Below are 20,689 nucleotides of genomic sequence, written 5' to 3'. Positions count from 1 at the left end.
GCGAGGCACTCAGAAGCGATGAGCAACCCAGTCCCGTCCGCACCCGTGCGGTCCGAGCCCGCTGTGGAGAGCGCGCGCCGCGGATCTCCGCTCAAGATCGAGGGCCTCGGCGTGCAGATCGGCGGCGCTACGATCCTCAAGGACGTCGAGCTCGACATCGAGGCCGGCTCCCTCGTGGGCGTCATCGGTCCGAACGGCGCCGGCAAGACCACGCTCTTCAACGTGATCTCAGGGCTCATGAAGCCCACCGCCGGCCGGGTCGTCCTCGATGGTCGCGACGTCACGACGGCGTCGGTGCCGGCGAGGGCGCGGGCGGGACTGGGCCGCACCTTCCAGACCTCGAGCCTCTTCCCGAAGCTCTCGGTGCTCGAGAACGTGCGCCTGGCGGCACAGGTGTCGCTCGGCGGCTCGGGGTCTCTCCTCCACTTCCCGAGGCGGACGGATGCCGCGACCGAGCTCGCGCTCGAGAAGCTCGGCGCCGTCGGGCTCACGCACATGCGCGACGCGATGGCGGGCGACATCTCTCACGGCGACAAGCGCAAGCTCGAGATCGCCGTGCTGCTCGCCACGGAGGCGAGCATCGTGCTGCTCGATGAGCCGATGGCGGGTGTCGCCTCGGGGGACGTGCCGGGGCTCGTCGACAACATCCGGCGGATGCAGCGCGAGAAGGGCTGCACGCTGCTCATGGTCGAGCATCACATCGACGTGCTCATGGGGCTCGTCGAGAAGGTGGCGGTGATGTACTTCGGCACGATCATCGCCTACGACACCCCCCAGCGGATCATGGAGAACCCCCTCGTGCAGAGCGCCTACCTCGGCACCGGGTCGACGGGGTCGGAGGCGGCATGAGCGGCGAACCGATCCTCACGGTGCGGAACCTCCGCTGCACGATCGCGGGGCAGCAGGTCGTCGAAGACGTCTCGTTCGACGTGCCCGCCACCGGCATCACCGCCGTGCTCGGCCGCAACGGTGTCGGCAAGACCTCGACGCTCCGCGGCATTCTCGGCCTGATCTCGCGCCGCGGTCACGTCCGGCTCGCCGGTGAGCGCATCGACGGGCTGAGCACCCACCGGATCGTGCGCCGCGGCGTCGGTTATGTGCCGGAGGACCGCGAGGTGTTCTCGAAGCTCACGGTCGCCGAGAACCTCGCCCTCGCCGAGCGCCAGCGCCATCCGCGGCGCGAGTTCGTCGACGCGCTCTTCCCCGATCTCGTCGCCCGGCGCGAGCAGCAGGCCGGCACCCTGTCGGGCGGGCAGCAGCAGATGGTGTCGGTCGCCCGGGCCCTGCTCAACGACAACCAGCTGCTGCTCGTCGACGAGCCCACCAAGGGGCTCGCGCCGAAGATCGTCGCCGAAGTGGCCGACGCGCTGCAGGAGGCGTCGAAGACCGTTCCGATCCTCCTCGTCGAGCAGAACCTCGAGGTCGTGCGCCGTCTCGCCCACGATGCGGTCGTCATCGCCGGCGGGCGTGTCGCGCACGTCGGCAAAGCGCTCGACCTCCTCGACGACGAAGACCTCACCCGCCGCCTCCTCGGCGTCCACGTGGAGCATGAAGACGCATGAGCACCCTCGTCCTGACTCTCATCACCGGCGTCGGCCTCGGCGCTCTCTATTTCCTGGTCGCGAGCGGCCTGAGCCTCATCTACGGCCTCATGCACGTGCTGAACTTCGCCCACGGGGCGTTCCTCACGCTGAGCGCCTTCATCGGCTTCCTGGTCGCTCAGGCGCTCGGCACGGACTCGTGGGGCTCGTTCCTCCTGTCGGTGCTCGTGGGCGCCGGAGTGGGCGCGGTGTTCGCCACGCTCACCGAGCTCGTGCTCATCCGCCCGCTGTACGAGCGGCACATCGAGCAGGTGCTCGTCACGGTCGGCCTGTCGTTCGCGGCCGTCGCCCTGTTCGAGGGGATCTGGGGCACCGACCCGATCCACATCTCCGGGCCGCCCTGGCTGAAGCAGACGACCGACGTGCTGGGAGCCCGCATCCCCAACACGTACTGGGTGCTAATGATCGCGGCGGTGCTCGTGCTGGCGGCCCTCGTGCTGTTCCTGCAGAAGACGCGCTACGGCATGATCATCCGGGCGGGCGTCGAGAACCGCTCGATGGTGACGGCCCTCGGCATCGACGTGCGCCGCTCGTTCACGCTCGTCTTCGCCATCGGCGGTGCCGCAGCCGGCATCGGGGGAGTGCTGGCGATGCACTATTCCACCTTCGTGTCGGCGCACCTCGGGCAGACGCTGCTGATCTTCGCCTTCATCGTGACCGTCGTGGGGGGTCTGGGTTCGCTCACGGGCGCGGCAGTGGCATCCGTCCTCGTCGCCGTGCTCCAGCAGTTCGCGAACTTCTACCTCGGCGGCACCGGCGACTTCATCGTCGTGATCCTGCTGGCCCTCGTGCTGCTGGTACGTCCGACCGGACTCCTCGGGAGGAAGGCATGACCCTTCGACAGGCTCAGAGAACGGTCCGGTACGTCCCCGCGATCGCCGGCGTGGTGCTGGTCGCGTTCATGGCGGTGCTGCCGCTGCTGAACCTCTCGCTCCCCGGCATCCTTCCCACTCCCACCTACATGCCCGGAACGCTGGCGCTGCTGTCGCTGTGCATGGTGTTCGCCGCGCTCGCGCTGTCGTACAACCTGCTGCTCGGATCCGGGGGGATGCTGTCGTTCGGCCATGCCCTCTACTTCGGCGCCGGCGCGTACGGGCTGGGCATCGCGCTCGAGCACTTCGGCGTGCCGCTGTGGCCGGGCGTGTTCATCGCGCTGATCGGCGGCATGGCGATCGCCCTCGTCACCGGAGCGGTGTCGATGCGGGTGTCGGGCATCCCGTTCGCGATGGTGACGCTCGCCTTCGCGCAGGCGGGATCGGTGCTCGTGCGCCGCAACTCGCAGGTCACCGGCGGCGAGGAGGGACTGAGCCTGAACACCGAGCAGGTGCCCGACTTCCTCATCGGCGTCGTCAACACGCGCAACCTCTACTGGTTCACGCTCGCCGTGCTGGTCGTCGTCTATCTCGTCACGCTGTGGGTCGACACGTCGCGCCTGGGGCACCTCGCGCGGGCGACCCGTGAGAACGAGCAGCGGGTGCGGGTGCTCGGACTGTCGCCCTACCGCGTGCGTCTCATCGTGTTCGTCATCGCCGCCGCGCTCGCGAGCCTCTCGGGCGTCGCCTACATGCTCCTGCAGTCGGGCACCGTCCCGCGCTCGGTGTCGGCCGACCTCACGATCACCGTGCTCGTCATGGTCGTGCTGGGTGGCGCGGGATTCCGCTGGGGTGCCATCGTTGGCGGTGTGCTCTACACGCTGCTGGATCAGCGACTGACGGTGCTCGCCGGATCCGAGGCCATCGCCGGCCTTCCCGACGTGCTGCGCATCCCGCTGTCGGAGCCGCTCTTCCTCCTCGGGGTGCTGTTCATCGTCGTGGTGATGTTCCTGCCCGGCGGCATCGCCGGCACGATCGACGCGGCCGTGCGACGACGCCGAGGAGAGAACGTGCGCGGGTCGCTCCGCGGCCTCGACGACGCCGAGCAGGCTCACGAGACCGCCGATGCCCCCGTCGAGGTGCGGGCATGAGCTGGACGCGGGACCTCGACGTCGACGACGGCCCCCACACGATCGGCCGCTGGCTCGTCGACCGCGCGGCGCGCTCGCCCGAGCGCATCGCCGTCGACGATCGCGGCGTCACCACGGACTACGCGACGCTCGCCGCCCGGTCAGGCGACCTCGCCGAGGCGCTCCGGCACGCGGGCTACGGGCCCGGCGATCGCATCGCCACGCTGTCGGGCAACTCGACCGACCACGTCGTGGCGTTCTTCGCCTGCGCCCTCACGGGAATCGCCCTGGTGCCGCTGTCCTGGCGGTTGACGCCCCGCGAGCTCGCCGACGTGCTCACCCGCTCCGCCCCCGCGCTCGTCCTCATCGAGGACGAGCACACCGCCCTCGCCGGAGAGGCCCTCCGAGCGGCCCAGGTCACGGCGCCCGCTGCGATCCTCGGCACCACCGGGGTCGAGGCATCCGTCCCTCGCGCGGCGGAGCCGGCACCGCGACGGCCGGTGCACGACGACGACGCGCTGCTCGTGATCTTCACGTCGGGCAGCGAGGCGGCCCCGAAGGGCGTCGTGCTCACCCACGCGAACTGCTTCTGGAACAACCTCGCCCTCTCGCAGGCGCTGCCGCTCACGCAGCACGACGTCGTGCTGGCGATGCTCCCGCAGTTCCACGTCGCCGCGTGGAACTGCCAGCCGCTGCTCGCCTGGTGGGTGGGCGCGACCGTCGTGCTCGAGCGCTCGTTCCAGCCGGCCCGTGTGCTGCAGCTCATCGCCGATCGAGGCGTGACCGCGATGATGGGCGTGCCGACGCAGTACGCCCTGCTCGCCGCCGATCGGGAGTGGCGGGCGACGGATGTCTCGTCCCTCCGCCTCGCGCTGGTGGGCGGTGCGACCATGCCGGCGTCGCTGCAGGACGCGTGGCGGGCACGCGGGATCGCCCTGACGCAGGGCTACGGGCTGACCGAGGCGGCGCCGAACGTCCTGCACCTTCCGGCGACGGAGTCCCTCGGCGCGCGGGGCGCGGTGGGACGGCCGTATCCGCACGTGAGCGTGCGTGTCGTCGATCCCGCGACGGGGCTTCCCCTCGAGGGCGAGGCGACCGGAGAGCTCTGGGTGCGAGGGCCGAGCGTCTTCGCCGGCTACCTCGGCGACGCCGCCGCGACGGCACGTGCCATGAGCGGCGACTGGCTGCGCACCGGCGACCTGGTGTCGCGCGACGCGAGCGGCGTGTTCCGCGTCGTCGATCGGCTCAAGGACATCTTCATCTCGGGCGGCGAGAACGTCGCCCCCGCCGAGGTCGAGTACGCGCTGTGCCTGCATCCTCTCATCGAGGCGGCCGCTGTGGTCGGGGTGCCCGACCCGGTGTGGGGCGAACGCGGCGTCGCGTTCGTCGTTCCCGTCGCCGGCGCGGCGCTCTCGACCGACGAGGTGCTGGCGCACGCCCGTCGCAACCTCGCGGCCTTCAAGGTCCCGGTGCACGTGGAGTTCACGGACGAGCTGCCGCGCTCGACGATAGAGAAGCTCGCCCGCTCGCGACTGCGCGAACGGGCCGTGATGGTGATGGACCGCTCGGGGGAGAGCGAGTCCGAGCAGCGCGCCGCAGGCGGCGCGCCGACGGAGGGGGAGTCCGAATGAGCATGTCCGACGAACTCGTCGATCCCGGAGAGGCGCTGGTCTCTTCCGCGACCGGACGCCCGCTGACGAAGCGGGGCGAAGCGACGCGGCGGCGCCTGCTCGAGGCCGCGGAGCTCGTGTTCGCCGATCAGGGCTACCACGAGGCATCCATCGTCAAGATCACCGAGCGCGCCGGCATCGGACTCGGCACGTTCTACCTGTATTTCGACAGCAAGCAGTCGATCTTCGAGGCGCTGGTGCTCGACCTCAACCGCCGCGTGCGCCACTCGATGTCGGAGGCGATGTCGGGGACGACCACGCGGCTGGAAGCGGAGCGGGCCGGTTTCGCCGGCTTCTTCCGGTTCACAGCGCAGCATCCTGCGCTGTACCGCGTCGTGCGCGAGGCCGAGTTCGTCTCGCCGGAAGTGCTGCGCATGCACTACACGCGGATCGTCGAAGGGTACGAGGCGGGCCTGCGCGCCGCGCAGGCCTCCGGAGACGTCGACCGCGCGCTCGATCCCGAGACCACGGCATGGGCGCTCATGGGCATGGGCGAGCTGATCGGCATGCGGTTCCTGCTGTGGGAGCGCGACGCCGACGGCAAGCCCCCCGCCGAGCTCGACCCGGTGGTGCTCGACGGCATGACCCGGTTCATCGACAACGCGCTGGCCCCTCGGGCCGGCGACGAGAAGAAGGAAGGCTGATGGCGGAGAACGATCTGGCAGGCAAGCGCGCGCTGATCACGGGCGGTGCGAGCGGCATCGGCCTGGCCTGCGCCCACGAGTTCGCGTCGCGGGGCGCGCACGTCATCATCGCGGACTTCAACGCGGATGCCGCGACGGATGCCGCCACCGCCGTCGGCGGCGAGCCCTGCGTCGTCGACCTCGCCGACACGGCAGCGCTCGACGATCTGACGCTCGACGTCGACATCCTCGTGAACAACGCGGGGATCCAGCGCGTCGCGCCGATCACGGAGTTCGATCCCGACGCCTTCCGCCTCATCCTGCGGCTGATGCTCGAGTCACCGTTCCTTCTCATCCGGGCCGCGCTGCCGCGGATGTACGAGCGGGGGTGGGGGCGGGTCGTGAACATCTCGAGCGCGCACGGCCTCCGGGCGAGCGCGTACAAGTCGGCATACGTCTCGGCCAAGCACGGCCTGGAGGGGCTGTCGAAGGTGACGGCGCTCGAGGGCGCCACGCATGGCGTGACGAGCAACTGCATCAATCCCGCCTACGTGCGCACGCCGCTCGTCGAGAAGCAGATCGCGGATCAGGCCAAGGTGCACGGCATCCCCGAGAGCGAAGTGGTCGAGAGGATCATGCTCACCGAGAGTGCCGTGAAGCGCCTCGTCGAGGCAGACGAGGTGGCCTCGCTGGCGGGGTGGCTGGTCTCCGACAAGGCCGGCATGGTCACGGGCGCCTCGTACACGATGGACGGCGGGTGGACCGCACGGTGAACCACGAGTACCGCAAGATCGACGTCGCCGTGGAGGGCGGCCTCCTGCGGGCCGGAGTGTGGGAGCCGCTGGATGCCGCGGCCGACGCGCCGACCGTGCTGCTGGTGCACGGGGTCACGGCCTCGCATCTCGCGTGGCCGTTCGTGGTCGAGCGGCTGCCCGGGGTGCGCGTCGTCGCACCCGACCTGCGCGGCCGCGGCCGCAGCAACGGGATCGAAGGCGCAGCGGGGATGGCGGCGCACGCGGCCGACCTCGCGGCGCTCCTCGACGCCGTGGAGGTGGAGCGCTGCCTCGTCGTGGGCCACTCGATGGGCGGGTTCGTCTCCGTGGTCCTCGCCCACCTGTACTCGGATCGCGTGTCGCGGCTCCTGCTGGTGGACGGCGGCCTGCCGCTCGACGTGCCGGCCGGACTCAGCACCGACGAGCTGGTCGCCGGCATCCTCGGCCCGACGGCGGCGCGCCTGTCGATGAGGTTCGCGGGCGCGGAGCAGTACCTGGAGTTCTGGCGGCAGCACCCGGCGTTCGCCTCGGACTGGAGCCCCGAGCTCGAGAGCTACCTCGCGTACGACCTCGTCGCCGACGACGCCGGGGAGTACCGCCCGGCGACGAGCTACGCCACCACCGCCGATGACACGGTCGACATGAACACGGGAACGGCTCTGCCCGGCGCGCTGGCCGGGCTGCAGCATCCGACCAGGCTCATCACCGTGCCGCGCGGCCTGCAGGACGAACCGCCGGGCCTTTACGCGCCGGAGCACCTCCAGCGCCTGCTGGCACGATACCCCGGTGTCGATCACGAGCGCGTCGAGGGCTTCAACCACTACACGATCGTGATGTCACCCGGCGGCGCCGACGTGGTCGCCGCCGCCGTGCGCGAGGAGCTCGCGGCGGTGCCCACCGGCTAGCCGCCCTCAGCGGGACGCGGCGATGCGGGTGGTCAGCTGGTGCGCGTGCGCGAGGAGCGTGCGACCGAGCTCGGGAAGGCGATCGGCGCCGAAGCGGAACTCGACGCCGGTCAGGCTCAGCGCCCACTGCGGGTGCCCCTCGCGGGTGAAGACCGCCGCGCCGATCCCGTGCGAGCCCTCGACGATCAGACCGGGGTTCACGGCGTAGCCGCGCTCCTGAGTCTCGCGCACGCGAGCCCGAAGGCGCGGCTCACTGTGAGAAGCACCCCAGTCGCGCGCCAGGTCGGGGTGGCGGTCGAAGTAGGCGTCCACATCGTGGGGCGGCAGGAAAGAAAGGATGGCCAGTCCCGCGGATGCGACGCCCAGGGGAAAGCGCACGCCCTCCGACAGCACGAACGAGCGGATCGGGAAGCTGCCCTCCTCCCGCAGCAGGCACACCGTCTCATCGCCCCGGCGTACCGACAGGAACGCGCTCTCCTCCGTTCGCACGGCGAGCGATCGCACGATGTCGCGGGCGACCGCGGTGATGTCATAGCGGGACGCGGCGACCGTGCCCATGAGGAAGAGCTCGGGTCCGGGCATCCACCGCCCCGTTCGCTCGTCCTGGTCGACGAGCCCCTCGTGACGGAGGGCGGTGAGGAGCCGGTGCGTGGTCGGCCGCGTGAGGTCGGCGCGCCGGGCCAGCTCTGCCACCGGCATCCCGTGCTCCCCGCCGGAGGTGACGAGGCGCAGCAGGTGGGCGGCACGGGCGATCGATTGAGCGCCCGGAACGGTGCGTTTGGCGGTCGCGTCCATAATGTGGACGCTACGACGTATCGTGGCCACATCGCAAGCTCAGCCTGGCGTCGGCGCAAGGCCCGGGGAAGCATGGTCTGCAGAACTCCACGCATCGAGCGGATGCCGTGGCGACAACCCGCGTAGGCCGGGCGCATCGCCACAGATCCGTGGAGTTCTGCAGATGTCGTCCATGCAAAAGGAGCACAATGATCGACAAGACTTGGGGATCGGCGGCCGACGCGGTCGCCGACATCCCCGACGGCGCCTCCCTCGCGGTGGGCGGGTTCGGACTCTCGGGCAACCCCATCGCCCTCATCGAGGCGCTGCTGGCGCAGGGCACGAGCGACCTCAGCATCGTCAGCAACAACTGCGGTGTGGATGACTGGGGCCTCGGGGTGCTGCTGAACGCCAAGCGCATCCGCAAGATGACGTCGTCGTACGTGGGAGAGAACAAGGAGTTCGAGCGGCAGTTCCTGACGGGCGAGCTCGAACTGGAGCTGACGCCCCAAGGCACGCTGGCCGAGAAGCTCCGCGCCGGCGGGTCGGGCATCGCCGCCTTCTACACGCAGACGGGCGTCGGCACGCAGGTCGCCGAGGGCGGGCTGCCTCGCAAGTACGCCGCCGACGGCAGCATCGCGGTGGCATCGCCGGCGAAGGACGTCCGCCGCTTCGACATGTCGGGCGCGGCCCGCGAGTACGTGCTCGAGGAGGCGATCGTCACGGACTTCGCGCTCGTGCACGCGCTCCGGGGCGATCGTCATGGCAACCTCGTCTTCAACAAGGCGGCGCGCAACTTCAACCCGCTCGCCGCGATGGCCGGGCGCGTGTGCATCGCACAGGTCGAGGAGCTGGTGGAACCCGGCGAGCTGAACCCCGACAGCATCCACCTTCCCGGCATCTACGTGCACCGCATCGTGGAAGTCGGGTCCGACATCGAGAAGCGCATCGAGCGGCGCACGGTCAGCGTCTCGCAGGCCGCCTCGCGCGAGATGCCGGAAGGAGCCTGACATGCCGCTCACCCGCAACGAGATGGCCGCGCGCGCGGCCCGGGAGCTCGCCGACGGCGCGTACGTCAACCTCGGCATCGGCCTGCCGACCCTCGTGCCGAACTTCGTGCCCGAGGGCGTGACGGTCGTGCTGCAATCCGAGAACGGCATCCTCGGGGTCGGGCCGTACCCGACCGAGGAGAACGTCGACCCCGACCTCATCAACGCCGGCAAGGAGACGGTGACGACCCTGCCGGGAGCTGCGTTCTTCGACTCGGCGACGAGCTTCGGCATGATCCGCGGCGGCAAGATCGATGCCGCCATCCTGGGCGCGATGCAGGTCTCGGCCACCGGCGACCTCGCGAACTGGATGATCCCGGGGAAGATGGTGAAGGGCCCCGGCGGCGCGATGGACCTCGTGCACGGTGCGGCGAAGGTCATCGTGCTCATGGAGCACGTCGCCAAGGACGGGTCCCCGAAGATCGTCGACGAATGCACCCTGCCGCTCACGGGCCGCGGCGTGGTCGATCGCATCATCACGGACCTCGCGGTCATCGACGTCACGGACGCCGGCCTCGTACTGGTGGAGACCGCCCCGGGCGTCACCGTCGACGAGGTCATCGCCGCCACCCAACCGGAGCTGACGGTCGCCGTCGGAGAGAGAATCGAAGCATGAACCACGACGACGTCGTCATCGTCGCCGCTGCGCGCACACCGCAGGGGCGGCTGAAGGGCCAGCTGGCGCCGCTCACCGCGGTGCAGCTCGGCAGTGCCGCGATCAAGGGAGCTCTCGAGAAGGGCGGCATCCCCGCAGACGCCGTCGACGCCGTGCTCGTCGGGCAGGTCCTCGCGGCCGGTGCGGGGCAGAACCCCGCGCGGCAGGCGGCGGTGGGCGCCGGCATCCCCTGGGGCGTCCACTCCGGATCGATCAACAAGGTGTGTCTGTCGGGCCTCACCGCCATCATCGACGGTGCCCGAATGATCGCGACGGGCGACGCCACGGTCGTCGTCGCGGCCGGCATGGAGTCGATGACCCGCGCCCCGCACCTCATGATGGGCTCGCGCGACGGCTGGGCCTACGGGTCGATCGAGGTGCTCGACCACATGGCCTACGACGGTCTCACCGACGCGTACGACCGCGAGAGCATGGGCGCGTCGACGGAGCGGCACAACGGCGCACTCGAGATCACTCGAGAGGCTCAGGATGCCGTCGCCGCACGTTCGCACCAGCGCGCGGCCGCTGCGCAGGCCGAGGGTGTCTTCGAGGCCGAGATCGTTCCGGTGCCCATTCCGCAGCGCAAGGGCGACCCGGTGGTCGTGACGAGGGACGAGGGCGTCCGGCCCGAGACGACCGTCGAGACGCTGGCGGGCCTGCGGCCGGCCTTCGCCGAGGGCGGATCCATCACTGCCGGCAACTCGTCGCAGATCTCCGACGGCGCGTCGGCGGTCGTGCTGACGACCCGCTCGCACGCGGACGAGAACGGCTGGCCGGTGCTCGCGGCCGTCGGCGCCTCCGGCCAGGTGGCCGGACCCGACAACTCGCTGCACTCGCAGCCGGCGCGCGCGATCGAGAAGGCGCTGGCCAAGCAGGGGATCACCCCCTCCGACCTCGACATCGTCGAGATCAACGAGGCGTTCGCCGCGGTCGTCGTGCGGTCGCAGGCCGAACTCGGCCTCGCCGACGACGTCGTCAACCCGCACGGCGGCGGCATCGCGATCGGGCACCCGATCGGGGCATCCGGCAACCGTCTCGTCGTGCACGCGGTGCACGAGCTCGTGCGACGCGGCGGCGGCACGGCGGCGGTCGCGCTGTGCGGCGGAGGTGGTCAGGGAGACGCGCTGATCCTCACGCGCTGATCCGCGAGGCGTGCTTCGGGGGTCGCAACACGCGGGGTCGTTCGCTCGATTCCGCGTGTTGCGCCACTCGAGGGGGCGAGGGCAGAGGCGATCAGGCCTCGAGGTTGCGCTTGACGCGCTCCTTGCGCAGCGACTGCTCTTTCCCGTGGACGGGGGAGTCCTTCGCGATCTCCTTGCCGCTCCCCGCGCGGCGCAGGTCGACGATCGCCCCGACCACGAGCGCGACCGAGATTCCCCAGCTGATCCACGCCAGAACCTGGCGCCACGTGAACGGCTCCTTCTCGCGGAGACCCCTGAGCAGCGTCATCCCGCCCGTGAAGGCCGTGAAGAGCCCGGTGCCGAAGAGGTACTTGCGCATGGGGCCACGTTAGCGCGGGGCGGGTCGGGCCCGCGCCCCTTGACATGCGCTCGCACGGTGCGTCAAGAGGCGGAAGACCCTCCGAACGCCGCTGTTAGCCTGGGCGTGCCGAGTCCACGAAACCGTCAGGAGCCCGCGTGACAGAGCCCGCACCCACCGCCGACCTGGTCGTCGTCGCGAACCGCCTTCCTGTGGACCGGGTGGTCGGAGACGACGGCGAGCCGGGCTGGCGCCGCTCACCGGGTGGGCTCGTGACCGCGCTCGAACCGGTGATGCGCCGGGCCGACGGTGCCTGGGTCGGCTGGCCCGGGCAGCCCGACATCGAGGTGGAGCCCTTCGAGTTCGAGGGGACGCACCTCGTTCCGGTCACGCTGAGCGCCGACGATGTCGAGAAGTACTACGAGGGCATGTCGAACGACACCTTCTGGCCGCTCTACCACGATGTCATCGCCGAGCCCCGCTACCGGCGCGTGTGGTGGGACGCCTACGTGCGGGTCAACCGGCGCTTCGCGGAGGCGGCGGCCGCGGTGGCCGCCCAAGGCGGCACGGTCTGGGTGCAGGACTACCAGCTTCAGCTCGTTCCGCAGATGATCCGAGAGGCCCGCCCAGACCTCACGATCGGGTACTTCCACCACATTCCTTTTCCGGCATACGGGCTCTACTCGCAGTTGCCGTGGCGTCGACAGGTGCTCGAGGGCCTCCTGGGCGCCGATGTCATCGGCTTCCAGCGGGTGGCGGATGCCGGCAACTTCGCGCGTGCCGTCCGGCGCCAGTTCCGCTACCAGACGAAGGCGACCGGGATCACCGTCCCGAATCCCGACGGGTCCACGAGGCGGGCACTGGCGAAGGCCTTCCCGATCTCGATCGATGCCCGTTCGTACATCGAGCTCGCGCGGCGCGAGGACGTGCGGGCGCGCGCCACGGAGATCCGCGAGAGCCTCGGCAACCCGAAGAAGATCCTGCTCGGCGTCGACCGGCTCGACTACACCAAGGGCATACGCCACCGCATGAAGGCCTTCGGCGAGCTGCTCGAGGACGGGCGCGTCTCCGTCGAGGACGTCACCCTGGTGCAGGTGGCGAGCCCCAGCCGTGAGCGTGTCGAGGCGTACATGCAGCTGCGAGACGAGATCGAACTCACAGTGGGCCGCATCAACGGAGACTTCGACACCATGGATCACACCGCGATCCGCTACCTCCACCAGGCGTATCCGCGTGAGGAGATGGTGGCGCTGTTCCTGGCGGCCGACGTCATGCTCGTCACCGCCCTGCGCGACGGCATGAACCTCGTGGCCAAGGAGTACGTCGCATCGCGCATCGACAACAAGGGCGTGCTGGTGCTCAGCGAGTTCGCCGGGGCTGCCGATGAGCTGCCGAGCGCGGTGCGCATCAACCCCCACGACATCGACGGCATGAAGGACGCCATCATGCGGGCGATCGAGATGCCGCCTGCCGAGCAGGGGCGGCGCATGCGCGCCCTGCGGAAGAAGGTCATCGAGAGCGACGTCGCACGATGGTCGCGCTCGTTCCTCGATGCCCTCGAAGAGGCACGCGTCGGCCGGCTGCGCGACCAGGAGGCAGGGGAGTGACCGAGGCTCTCACCGACGAGGGGCACGAGGCGATCGGCCGGCTCGCAGCATCCGATCGCCTTCTCGTCGCTCTGGACTTCGACGGCACGCTCTCGCCGCTCGAGGACGAGCCGATGGACGCACGGATGCTGCCTGCCGCCCGCGAGGCCGTCACCGCGCTGATCGAGGCGCCCGAGACGATCGTGGCGTTCGTCTCGGGGCGCAGCCTCGTGGACCTGCGGGTGATCGCCGAGCACGACGACGAGTCGAAGGTGCTGCTTGCGGGGTCCCACGGCGCAGAGTTCTGGTCACCGGGCGAGGGCGTCGTGAGCCACGGTGAGGACGAGGCCGACGTCACTCTGCGCGACACGCTGCGCACCCACGCCGAAGATGCGACGGCCCATCTGGACGGCGTCTGGATCGAACCGAAGACCTTCGGATTCGGCGTGCACACGAGGCGCGCGTCACCCGAGGCCGCGGCCGAGGCGAACCGCCTGGTCGACGCCATCGTCGCGTCGGAGGCGCCGCACTGGCGGCGACGCACCGGCCACAACATCGTCGAGTTCGCCTTCCGCCACGAGGGCAAGGATTCGGCGATCGCAGAGTTGCGGGAGCGCGTCGGGGCCACCGCGGTGCTGTTCGCCGGTGACGACGTCACCGATGAGGACGCGCTGGCGAGTCTCAGCTCCGGCGACGTGGGCGTGCGCGTCGGCGGGGGCGCCACGGCGGCGACCGTGCGCGTCGCCGACATCGCCGCGCTCGCGGGACTCCTCCTGGCACTGGCGGCGGCCCGCATGCGCGAGCGCGGATGACCGGAGCGGGCCGCGGCCGTCACTCGGCCCGAGGCGTGTTCGCGGCGGGAATAGAATGCACCAATGGCCCTGCCCGATTCGCCCGCTGACAACTCCATCGACATCAAGCCCCGCAGTCGCGTCGTCACCGACGGCATCGAAGCCACGACCTCACGCGGAATGCTCCGCGCGGTCGGCATGGGCGACGCGGACTGGGACAAGCCGCAGATCGGCATCGCCTCGAGCTGGAACGAGATCACTCCCTGCAACCTGAGCCTGGACCGGCTCGCGCAGGGCGCCAAGGAGGGCGTGCACGCGGGAGGCGGCTACCCGCTGCAGTTCGGCACCATCTCGGTGTCGGACGGCATCTCGATGGGCCACGAGGGCATGCACTTCTCGCTCGTGTCGCGCGAGGTCATCGCCGACTCGGTCGAGACCGTCATCATGGCCGAGCGCCTCGACGGCTCGGTGCTGCTGGCCGGCTGCGACAAGTCCATCCCGGGCATGCTCATGGCATCGGCCCGCCTCGACCTGTCGAGCGTCTTCCTCTATGCCGGCTCCATCGCCCCGGGCTGGGTCAAGCTGTCGGACGGCACCGAGAAGGACGTCACGATCATCGACTCGTTCGAGGCAGTGGGCGCGTGCCTCGCGGGCAAGATGAGCGAGGCCGACCTCAAGCGCATCGAGTGCGCGATCGCGCCGGGCGAGGGTGCCTGCGGTGGCATGTACACCGCCAACACGATGGCCTCGGTCGCAGAGGCCCTCGGCCTCAGCCTTCCCGGCTCGGCCGCGCCGCCCTCGGCCGACCGTCGCCGCGACTACTTCGCCCACCGTTCTGGCGAGGCGGTCGTGAACCTGCTGCGCCAGGGCATCACGACGCGCGACATCCTGACCCCCGAGGCGTTCGAGAACGCGATCGCGCTGGCGATGGCGCTCGGCGGCTCGACCAACGTCGTGCTGCACCTCCTCGCCATCGCGCGGGAGGCCGAGGTCGACTTGAATCTCCACGACTTCAACCGCATCGGCGACAAGGTGCCCCACGTGGCCGACATGAAGCCGTTCGGCCAGTACGTCATGAACGACGTCGACCGTCACGGCGGTATCCCGGTCATCATGAAGGCGATGCTCGACGAGGGGCTGCTCCACGGCGACGCGCTCACCGTGACGGGCAAGACGCTGGCCGAGAACCTCGCCGAGCTCGACCCCGACCCGGTCGACGGCAAGGTCATCCACCGCTTCGACGACCCGATCCACGAGAAGGGCGGCATCACGATCCTCCACGGCACGATCGCCCCGGAGGGTGCGGTCGTCAAGTCGGCCGGCTTCGACGGCAACGTGTTCGAGGGCCCGGCCCGCGTGTTCGAGCGCGAGCGTGCCGCGATGGACGCGCTCGAGGCCGGCGAGATCGTCGCGGGCGACGTCGTGGTGATCCGCTACGAGGGCCCCAAGGGCGGCCCCGGCATGCGCGAGATGCTCGCGATCACCGCTGCCATCAAGGGCGCCGGGCTCGGAAAAGATGTACTACTCTTGACGGACGGACGATTCTCAGGCGGCACAACCGGCCTGTGCATCGGCCACATAGCACCCGAAGCGGTGGACGCTGGTCCCATCGCCTTCGTGAGCGATGGTGATCTGATACGGGTCGATATCGCGGCTCGCACTCTCGACCTACTCGTCGACGAGACCGAGCTGAGCTCCCGCCGCTCTGGCTGGGAGCCGCTTCCCCCGCGCTATACCCGTGGCGTCCTTGCCAAGTACTCCCGACTCGTGCGCTCCGCTGCGGAGGGCGCGACCACCGGTTGAGCCCCTGGCTTCCGGCATCCGTCCAACCCCTTTCGAGGAACCTCACATGTCAGCCGACACCGCCGCGGCCATTCCCCGGCCGCCAGCCCGCACCGCCTCGACGCCCGTGCTCACGGGCGCGGAAGCGGTCGTCCGTTCGCTCGATCTGCTCGGGGTGACCGATGTCTTCGGTCTCCCGGGCGGTGCGATCATGCCCGTCTACGACCCGCTGATGGACGACGAGGCGGTCCGCCACATCCTCGTCCGCCACGAGCAGGGCGCCGGTCATGCCGCCGAAGGCTACGCCGCGGCATCCGGTCGCGTGGGCGTGGCTCTCGCCACCTCCGGTCCCGGCGCGACCAACCTCGTCACCGCGATCGCCGACGCCTACATGGACTCCGTCCCGATCGTCTGCATCACGGGTCAGGTCTTCTCGACCCTCATGGGAACGGATGCCTTCCAGGAGGCCGACATCGTGGGCATCACGATGCCGATCACCAAGCATTCCTTCCTGGTGAAGCGGGCGGAGGACATCCCCGGGGCGATCGCTGCCGCGTTCGAGATCGCCTCGAGCGGCCGCCCCGGCCCCGTGCTCGTCGACATCACCAAGGACGCCCAGCAGGCGGAGGCGCCCTTCGTATGGCCGCCCAAGATCGACCTGCCGGGCTACCGTCCGGTGACGAAGGCCCACGGCAAGCAGATCCAGGCGGCTGCCCAGCTCATCGCCGAGGCGCAGAAGCCGGTGCTCTACGTCGGCGGCGGCGTGATCCGCGCACGCGCCTCCGAGGAGCTCCGCACCCTCGCCGAGTCGACCGGCGCCCCGGTCGTGACCACGCTGATGGCGCGCGGCGCATTCCCCGACTCCCACCAGCAGCACCTGGGCATGCCCGGCATGCACGGGACCGTGCCAGCGGTGCTCGCTCTCCAGGAGGCCGACCTCCTCGTCGCCCTCGGCGCCCGGTTCGACGACCGGGTCACCGGTAAGGCGTCGCTCTTCGCGCCGAACGCCAAGGTCGTGCACGTCGACATCGACCCTGCCGAGATCTCGAAGATCCGCGCCGCGGACGTGCCGATCGTGGGCGACCTGAAGGACGTCCTCGTCGACCTCGAGGCCGCCTTCCGCACGGCGCATCCGGGCGGCACGCTCGACATCGCCGAGTGGTGGTCTTTCCTCGACGGTCTGCGCGACGAGTTCCCGCTCGGCTACACCCAGCCGACCGACGGGCTCATGTCGCCGCAGTACGTGATCAAGCGCATCGGTGAGCTGACCGGTCCGGAGGGCATCTACGCCGCCGGTGTCGGCCAGCACCAGATGTGGGCGGCGCAGTTCATCAAGTACGAGCGGCCGAACGCGTGGCTCAACTCCGGTGGCGCCGGCACCATGGGCTACTCCGTGCCTGCCGCGATGGGCGCCAAGGTCGCCGAGCCCGACCGCGTGGTCTGGGCGATCGACGGCGACGGCTGCTTCCAGATGACCAACCAGGAGCTCGCCACCTGCGCGATCAACAACATCCCGATCAAGGTCGCGATCATCAACAACTCGTCGCTGGGCATGGTGCGCCAGTGGCAGACGCTGTTCTTCGACGGCCGTCACTCGCACACCGATCTCAACACCGGCCACGGCACGGTCCGTATCCCCGACTTCGTGAAGCTGGCGGAGGCGTACGGCTGCCTCGCGATCCGCGTCGAGAAGGAAGAGGACGTGGATGCCGCGATCAAGACGGCGCTGGAGACCAACGACCGCCCGGTGGTCATCGACTTCGTGGTGAGCGCGGACGCGATGGTGTGGCCGATGGTTCCGCAGGGCGTCAGCAACAGCTATGTCCAGTACGCGCGCGATCACTCGCCCGCCTTCTCAGAGCAGGAGGACTGACCCATGTCGAGTCACGTGCTGAGCCTCCTCGTGGAGGACAAGCCGGGCCTGCTGACCCGCGTCGCCGGCCTGTTCGCCCGTCGCGGCTTCAACATCGAGTCCCTCGCGGTGGGCGTCACCGAGGTGCCCGGCCTTTCGCGCATCACCGTCGTGGTCGACGTCGACGAGCTTCCGCTCGAGCAGGTCACCAAGCAGCTCAACAAGCTCATCAACGTCATCAAGATCGTCGAGCTCGACGCCGTGGCGTCGGTGCAGCGCGAGCACATGCTGATCAAGGTGCGCGCCGACAATCAGACGCGATCCAACGTGCTGGAGGTCGTCAGCCTCTTCCGCGCGCAGATCGTGGACTACGCGCCCGACGCGCTCGTCGTCGAGGTGACCGGCGACAAGGGCAAGGTCGAGGCCTTCCTGCGCGCGCTCGAGCCGTTCGGCATCAAGGAGCTGGCCCAGTCCGGCCTCCTCGCCATCGGCCGCGGCGGCAAGAGCATCACCGAGCGCGTGCTGCGCGGCTGAATTCCTGACCCAACAGACCACAACATCAAGGAGAAACACGAAGATGGCTGAGATCTTCTACGACGCCGATGCCGACCTGAGCATCATCCAGGGCAAGAAGGTGGCGATCGTGGGCTACGGCTCGCAGGGTCACGCCCACGCCCAGAACCTCCGCGACTCGGGCGTCGAGGTCGCCATCGCGCTCAAGGAGGGTTCGAAGTCGATCGAGAAGGCCCAGGACGAGGGTTTCGAGGTCAAGTCGGTCGCCGACGCCGCCGAGTGGGCGGACCTCATCATGATCCTGGCGCCCGACCAGCACCAGCGCTCGATCTACAACGAGAGCATCAAGGACAAGCTGACCCCCGGCAAGACGCTCGCCTTCGCGCACGGCTTCAACATCCGGTTCGGATACATCGAGGCTCCCGAGGGAGTCGACGTGATCCTCGTCGCTCCCAAGGCCCCCGGCCACACCGTGCGCCGTGAGTACGTCGCCGGCCGCGGCATCCCCGACATCATCGCCGTGGAGCGCGACGCCTCGGGCAACGCGTGGGCGACCGCGCTCTCGTACGCCAAGGCCATCGGCGGCACCCGCGCCGGCGTCATCAAGACGACCTTCACCGAGGAGACCGAGACCGACCTGTTCGGCGAGCAGGCCGTGCTCTGCGGTGGCGTCTCGCAGCTGGTGCAGTACGGGTTCGAGACCCTGACGGAAGCGGGCTACCAGCCGCAGATCGCCTACTTCGAGGTGCTGCACGAGCTGAAGCTCATCGTCGACCTCATGTGGGAGGGCGGCATCGCCAAGCAGCGCTGGTCGGTCTCGGACACCGCCGAGTACGGCGACTACGTCTCGGGCCCCCGCGTCATCGACCCGCGCGTCAAGGAGAACATGCAGGCCGTGCTCGGCGACATCCAGTCCGGCGCGTTCGCCAAGCGCTTCATCGACGACCAGGACAACGGCGCCAAGGAGTTCTTCGAGCTGCGCGAGAAGGCCGCCGCCCACCCGATCGAGTCGGTCGGCCGGGACCTGCGCGCGCTCTTCGCCTGGAAGCAGCTGGACGAGGACTATGTGGAGGGCTCGGCCGCGCGCTGACCCTCATCGGTCTGGAGGCCCGGTCCCTGAGGGACCGGGCCTTCGCCGTGCCTGAGCGGAATGCAGGATGTGAGACCGCCGACGTATCACCGTAGCCGCGACGCCACTCACATCAGACATCTCGCCGAACCCGACGAGAACTGACGAAAGGAACGGCCATGGATGGGAACACCCTGACCTTCACGGCCGACCGGCTCAATCGCGAGCGGGCGGCCGCCCTGGATCGCGAGAACAGGATTCTCCGCAGCATGGCCGACCGCGGCGTGACCATCACGCCCGAGCGGCCCATCGCACGCGTCGTCGAGGGCGTCGGCGTGTGGTTCCGCGCCCTCTTCTCGAGGCCGCGGCCGCTGCGGCTGGCCTGAATCCGTCGAGACCCGCCGCCCGGGGCGCGGCGGGTCTCACCCTGTCAGCGGGTCGGCGCGCGCCGCTATGCTCGCGGCATGTCAGCAGCACGCGCTGTCGAGATCGCGGTCCAGGATCCCGCGGGGGCCCGCGCCGCGATGGCGGCGGGAGCCTCACGCCTCGAGCTGTGCCAGGCGCTGGATGTCGGTGGGCTCACCCCGTCGCTCGCGATCCTGGAGGCCGTGCTCGGTGCCGTCGACGCGGCAGCGGTGAACGTTCTCGTCCGCCCGCGGGGCGGCGGCTTCGTCTACACCCCCGAGGAGGTGGCGGTGGTGTCGGCCGACATCCGTGCTGCCGTCGAGCGAGGCGCAGGCGGAGTCGTCGTGGGCGCGCTCACCGCCGACGGCGGCCTGGACCGCGACACGCTGCGCACATGGCGGGATGCTGCGGGCCCGGCCACGCTGGTCTTCCACCGCGCCATCGACGCCGCCGCCGACCCCTCCGCGGTCTTCGACGAGCTGGTCGCGGAGCGCGTGGACCGCGTGCTCACCTCGGGCGGCGCGTCCCGGTCGATCGACGGCGTCGCGACGCTCGCGGCGTTCGCGGCTCGCTCGGGACCCGTCGAGGTCATGGCCGGCGGCGGCGTGCAGCCCCCCGACATCCCCGCGCTGTTCGCGGCCGGGGTCGACGCCGTGCACCTGTCCGCACGCTCGCGGACCGGCCACGACGCCGCGTCGGGGCCGGGCGGCGGCTCCGCGGGGCACGACGTCACCGACCCCGGCATCGTCGCCGAGGCCGTTGCCGCAGCCACGGGCTGAGGCATCCGTTCCGCCGTCTGCGCCGAGAACGTATCAGCGCGTGCCGGCGGCACCTCCGAACCACGAGGGGCATTCCCCGTATCGGCACAGCGAGCAGAGGAGCCGTCATGAACGTAGAACCGTGGAGCATCGTCGGGCAGGGGTCGTCGGCCGCGATCGTCCCCGGCATCCAGTACCTGCTGCGGGCGCGCGGCCACGCGGTGGTCGTCGACGGGATGTACGGGCCCGCGACGGCCGCCGCCGTCACCGCGTTCCAGACGGCGCAGGGGATCCCGGCCGACGGGACCGTCGGTCCGGTGACGTGGCCCCGGCTCGTGGTCGCCGTCCAGCAGGGATCGACCGGCGACGCGGTACGTGCGGTGCAGCAGTTCGGGCTGCTTCGCTCGCCGGGCGAGGACCCGCTCGTCGTCGACGGCGACTTCGGCCCCGTCACGCGGTAGC

General features: G+C 70.2%; 22 protein-coding genes. 20 read left to right on the top strand and 2 right to left on the bottom strand.

Translation table 11 applies throughout. The annotated features are described in order from the left end of the window. Window positions 1-18: 18 nt before the first annotated feature. The 8 genes from ACN9MP_RS10600 to ACN9MP_RS10565 are packed head-to-tail and all read left to right on the top strand — an operon-like array spanning window position 19 to window position 7,514. Entirely contained in the window at window positions 19-849 is an 831-nt protein-coding gene (locus tag ACN9MP_RS10600; RefSeq protein WP_426320008.1) for an ABC transporter ATP-binding protein, read from the top strand. Continuing rightward, window positions 846-1,562 (top strand): ABC transporter ATP-binding protein, encoded by a 717-nt coding sequence (locus tag ACN9MP_RS10595; protein WP_426320006.1) that lies wholly within the window; start codon window positions 846-848, stop codon window positions 1,560-1,562. The genes ACN9MP_RS10600 and ACN9MP_RS10595 overlap by 4 nt, the downstream gene beginning before the upstream one ends. Continuing rightward, entirely contained in the window at window positions 1,559-2,434 is an 876-nt protein-coding gene (locus ACN9MP_RS10590) for a branched-chain amino acid ABC transporter permease (RefSeq protein ID WP_426320005.1), read from the top strand. Before ACN9MP_RS10595 ends, ACN9MP_RS10590 begins: the two co-directional genes overlap by 4 nt. Then, window positions 2,431-3,564, top strand: coding sequence for a branched-chain amino acid ABC transporter permease (locus ACN9MP_RS10585; RefSeq protein WP_426320003.1), 1,134 nt, complete (start codon window positions 2,431-2,433; stop codon window positions 3,562-3,564). Before ACN9MP_RS10590 ends, ACN9MP_RS10585 begins: the two co-directional genes overlap by 4 nt. Next, window positions 3,561-5,174: a class I adenylate-forming enzyme family protein gene (locus ACN9MP_RS10580; RefSeq protein WP_426320001.1), complete on the top strand. Its 1,614-nt coding sequence runs from the start codon at window positions 3,561-3,563 to the stop codon at window positions 5,172-5,174. The genes ACN9MP_RS10585 and ACN9MP_RS10580 overlap by 4 nt, the downstream gene beginning before the upstream one ends. After that, the gene (locus tag ACN9MP_RS10575; protein WP_426319999.1) at window positions 5,171-5,857 is read left to right on the top strand and encodes a TetR/AcrR family transcriptional regulator; all 687 of its coding nucleotides are present in this window, start codon (window positions 5,171-5,173) and stop codon (window positions 5,855-5,857) included. Before ACN9MP_RS10580 ends, ACN9MP_RS10575 begins: the two co-directional genes overlap by 4 nt. Beyond that, a complete protein-coding gene (locus ACN9MP_RS10570; protein ID WP_426319998.1) occupies window positions 5,857-6,609 on the top strand; it encodes a 3-hydroxybutyrate dehydrogenase in 753 nt (250 codons plus the stop codon). Before ACN9MP_RS10575 ends, ACN9MP_RS10570 begins: the two co-directional genes overlap by 1 nt. Then, complete coding sequence (locus ACN9MP_RS10565; RefSeq protein ID WP_426319997.1) at window positions 6,594-7,514, top strand: alpha/beta fold hydrolase; 921 nt, start codon at window positions 6,594-6,596, stop codon at window positions 7,512-7,514. Before ACN9MP_RS10570 ends, ACN9MP_RS10565 begins: the two co-directional genes overlap by 16 nt. 6 nt (window positions 7,515-7,520) lie before the next feature. Here the strand turns inward: ACN9MP_RS10565 and ACN9MP_RS10560 are convergent, their stop codons facing one another. Beyond that, window positions 7,521-8,309 carry an IclR family transcriptional regulator gene (locus ACN9MP_RS10560; RefSeq protein ID WP_426319995.1) on the bottom strand — a complete coding sequence of 263 codons (789 nt, stop codon included), beginning with the start codon at window positions 8,307-8,309 and terminating at the stop codon, window positions 7,521-7,523. Window positions 8,310-8,497: 188 nt separating this feature from the next. Here ACN9MP_RS10560 and ACN9MP_RS10555 point away from each other — a divergent pair, with 188 nt between their 5' ends. Genes ACN9MP_RS10555 through ACN9MP_RS10545 form a run of 3 tightly spaced genes read left to right on the top strand, consistent with a single transcriptional unit; the run spans window position 8,498 to window position 11,134 of the window. Beyond that, window positions 8,498-9,298, top strand: a complete 801-nt coding sequence (locus ACN9MP_RS10555) for a CoA transferase subunit A (RefSeq protein WP_426319994.1) — start codon at window positions 8,498-8,500, stop codon at window positions 9,296-9,298. 1 nt (window position 9,299) lies between these two features. Beyond that, window positions 9,300-9,953 (top strand): CoA transferase subunit B, encoded by a 654-nt coding sequence (locus ACN9MP_RS10550; protein WP_426319992.1) that lies wholly within the window; start codon window positions 9,300-9,302, stop codon window positions 9,951-9,953. Then, window positions 9,950-11,134, top strand: coding sequence for an acetyl-CoA C-acetyltransferase (locus tag ACN9MP_RS10545; protein ID WP_426319990.1), 1,185 nt, complete (start codon window positions 9,950-9,952; stop codon window positions 11,132-11,134). The genes ACN9MP_RS10550 and ACN9MP_RS10545 overlap by 4 nt, the downstream gene beginning before the upstream one ends. Window positions 11,135-11,225: 91 nt before the next feature. Here the strand turns inward: ACN9MP_RS10545 and ACN9MP_RS10540 are convergent, their stop codons facing one another. Continuing rightward, a complete protein-coding gene (locus tag ACN9MP_RS10540) occupies window positions 11,226-11,492 on the bottom strand; it encodes a hypothetical protein (protein WP_426319988.1) in 267 nt (88 codons plus the stop codon). Between the two features lie 137 nt (window positions 11,493-11,629). On the opposite strand from ACN9MP_RS10540, the gene ACN9MP_RS10535 reads away from it, so the two are divergent. The 9 genes from ACN9MP_RS10535 to ACN9MP_RS10495 all read left to right on the top strand — a co-directional run bounded on the left by ACN9MP_RS10535 (window position 11,630) and on the right by ACN9MP_RS10495 (window position 20,688). Continuing rightward, a complete protein-coding gene (locus ACN9MP_RS10535; protein WP_426319987.1) occupies window positions 11,630-13,078 on the top strand; it encodes an alpha,alpha-trehalose-phosphate synthase (UDP-forming) in 1,449 nt (482 codons plus the stop codon). Next, entirely contained in the window at window positions 13,075-13,869 is a 795-nt protein-coding gene (otsB, locus tag ACN9MP_RS10530; protein WP_426319985.1) for a trehalose-phosphatase, read from the top strand. The genes ACN9MP_RS10535 and otsB overlap by 4 nt, the downstream gene beginning before the upstream one ends. A 63-nt stretch (window positions 13,870-13,932) precedes the next feature. Further along, complete coding sequence (ilvD, locus tag ACN9MP_RS10525; RefSeq protein ID WP_426319983.1) at window positions 13,933-15,651, top strand: dihydroxy-acid dehydratase; 1,719 nt, start codon at window positions 13,933-13,935, stop codon at window positions 15,649-15,651. 46 nt (window positions 15,652-15,697) lie between these two features. Continuing rightward, entirely contained in the window at window positions 15,698-17,503 is a 1,806-nt protein-coding gene (locus ACN9MP_RS10520) for an acetolactate synthase large subunit (protein WP_426319982.1), read from the top strand. A gap of 3 nt (window positions 17,504-17,506) precedes the next feature. After that, window positions 17,507-18,016, top strand: a complete 510-nt coding sequence (ilvN, locus tag ACN9MP_RS10515; protein ID WP_426319980.1) for an acetolactate synthase small subunit — start codon at window positions 17,507-17,509, stop codon at window positions 18,014-18,016. Between the two features lie 43 nt (window positions 18,017-18,059). Further along, complete coding sequence (gene ilvC / locus ACN9MP_RS10510) at window positions 18,060-19,085, top strand: ketol-acid reductoisomerase (protein ID WP_426319978.1); 1,026 nt, start codon at window positions 18,060-18,062, stop codon at window positions 19,083-19,085. A gap of 158 nt (window positions 19,086-19,243) precedes the next feature. After that, window positions 19,244-19,450: a hypothetical protein gene (locus tag ACN9MP_RS10505; protein WP_426319977.1), complete on the top strand. Its 207-nt coding sequence runs from the start codon at window positions 19,244-19,246 to the stop codon at window positions 19,448-19,450. A 78-nt stretch (window positions 19,451-19,528) separates the two neighbouring features. Next, window positions 19,529-20,248: a copper homeostasis protein CutC gene (locus ACN9MP_RS10500; RefSeq protein ID WP_426319975.1), complete on the top strand. Its 720-nt coding sequence runs from the start codon at window positions 19,529-19,531 to the stop codon at window positions 20,246-20,248. Window positions 20,249-20,355: 107 nt separating this feature from the next. Then, window positions 20,356-20,688 (top strand): peptidoglycan-binding domain-containing protein, encoded by a 333-nt coding sequence (locus ACN9MP_RS10495; protein ID WP_426319974.1) that lies wholly within the window; start codon window positions 20,356-20,358, stop codon window positions 20,686-20,688. The last annotated feature ends 1 nt before the right edge of the window (window position 20,689 follow it).

This window comes from Microbacterium sp. E-13 (genome assembly GCF_049912955.1).
In the GTDB taxonomy this organism is placed as follows: domain Bacteria; phylum Actinomycetota; class Actinomycetes; order Actinomycetales; family Microbacteriaceae; genus Microbacterium.
Note: the sequence above shows the minus strand (reverse complement) of the source record. Positions and strands in the feature narration are given on the sequence as shown.

Coding starts and splice junctions, on each gene's coding strand:
- ACN9MP_RS10600 (WP_426320008.1), top strand. CDS start 19: ATGAGCAACCCAGTCCCGTCCGCACCCGTGCGGTCCGAGCCCGCTGTG.
- ACN9MP_RS10595 (WP_426320006.1), top strand. CDS start 846: ATGAGCGGCGAACCGATCCTCACGGTGCGGAACCTCCGCTGCACGATC.
- ACN9MP_RS10590 (WP_426320005.1), top strand. CDS start 1,559: ATGAGCACCCTCGTCCTGACTCTCATCACCGGCGTCGGCCTCGGCGCT.
- ACN9MP_RS10585 (WP_426320003.1), top strand. CDS start 2,431: ATGACCCTTCGACAGGCTCAGAGAACGGTCCGGTACGTCCCCGCGATC.
- ACN9MP_RS10580 (WP_426320001.1), top strand. CDS start 3,561: ATGAGCTGGACGCGGGACCTCGACGTCGACGACGGCCCCCACACGATC.
- ACN9MP_RS10575 (WP_426319999.1), top strand. CDS start 5,171: ATGAGCATGTCCGACGAACTCGTCGATCCCGGAGAGGCGCTGGTCTCT.
- ACN9MP_RS10570 (WP_426319998.1), top strand. CDS start 5,857: ATGGCGGAGAACGATCTGGCAGGCAAGCGCGCGCTGATCACGGGCGGT.
- ACN9MP_RS10560 (WP_426319995.1), bottom strand. CDS start 8,309: ATGGACGCGACCGCCAAACGCACCGTTCCGGGCGCTCAATCGATCGCC.
- ACN9MP_RS10555 (WP_426319994.1), top strand. CDS start 8,498: ATGATCGACAAGACTTGGGGATCGGCGGCCGACGCGGTCGCCGACATC.
- ACN9MP_RS10550 (WP_426319992.1), top strand. CDS start 9,300: ATGCCGCTCACCCGCAACGAGATGGCCGCGCGCGCGGCCCGGGAGCTC.
- ACN9MP_RS10545 (WP_426319990.1), top strand. CDS start 9,950: ATGAACCACGACGACGTCGTCATCGTCGCCGCTGCGCGCACACCGCAG.
- ACN9MP_RS10540 (WP_426319988.1), bottom strand. CDS start 11,492: ATGCGCAAGTACCTCTTCGGCACCGGGCTCTTCACGGCCTTCACGGGC.
- ilvD (WP_426319983.1), top strand. CDS start 13,933: ATGGCCCTGCCCGATTCGCCCGCTGACAACTCCATCGACATCAAGCCC.
- ACN9MP_RS10520 (WP_426319982.1), top strand. CDS start 15,698: ATGTCAGCCGACACCGCCGCGGCCATTCCCCGGCCGCCAGCCCGCACC.
- ilvN (WP_426319980.1), top strand. CDS start 17,507: ATGTCGAGTCACGTGCTGAGCCTCCTCGTGGAGGACAAGCCGGGCCTG.
- ilvC (WP_426319978.1), top strand. CDS start 18,060: ATGGCTGAGATCTTCTACGACGCCGATGCCGACCTGAGCATCATCCAG.
- ACN9MP_RS10505 (WP_426319977.1), top strand. CDS start 19,244: ATGGATGGGAACACCCTGACCTTCACGGCCGACCGGCTCAATCGCGAG.
- ACN9MP_RS10500 (WP_426319975.1), top strand. CDS start 19,529: ATGTCAGCAGCACGCGCTGTCGAGATCGCGGTCCAGGATCCCGCGGGG.
- ACN9MP_RS10495 (WP_426319974.1), top strand. CDS start 20,356: ATGAACGTAGAACCGTGGAGCATCGTCGGGCAGGGGTCGTCGGCCGCG.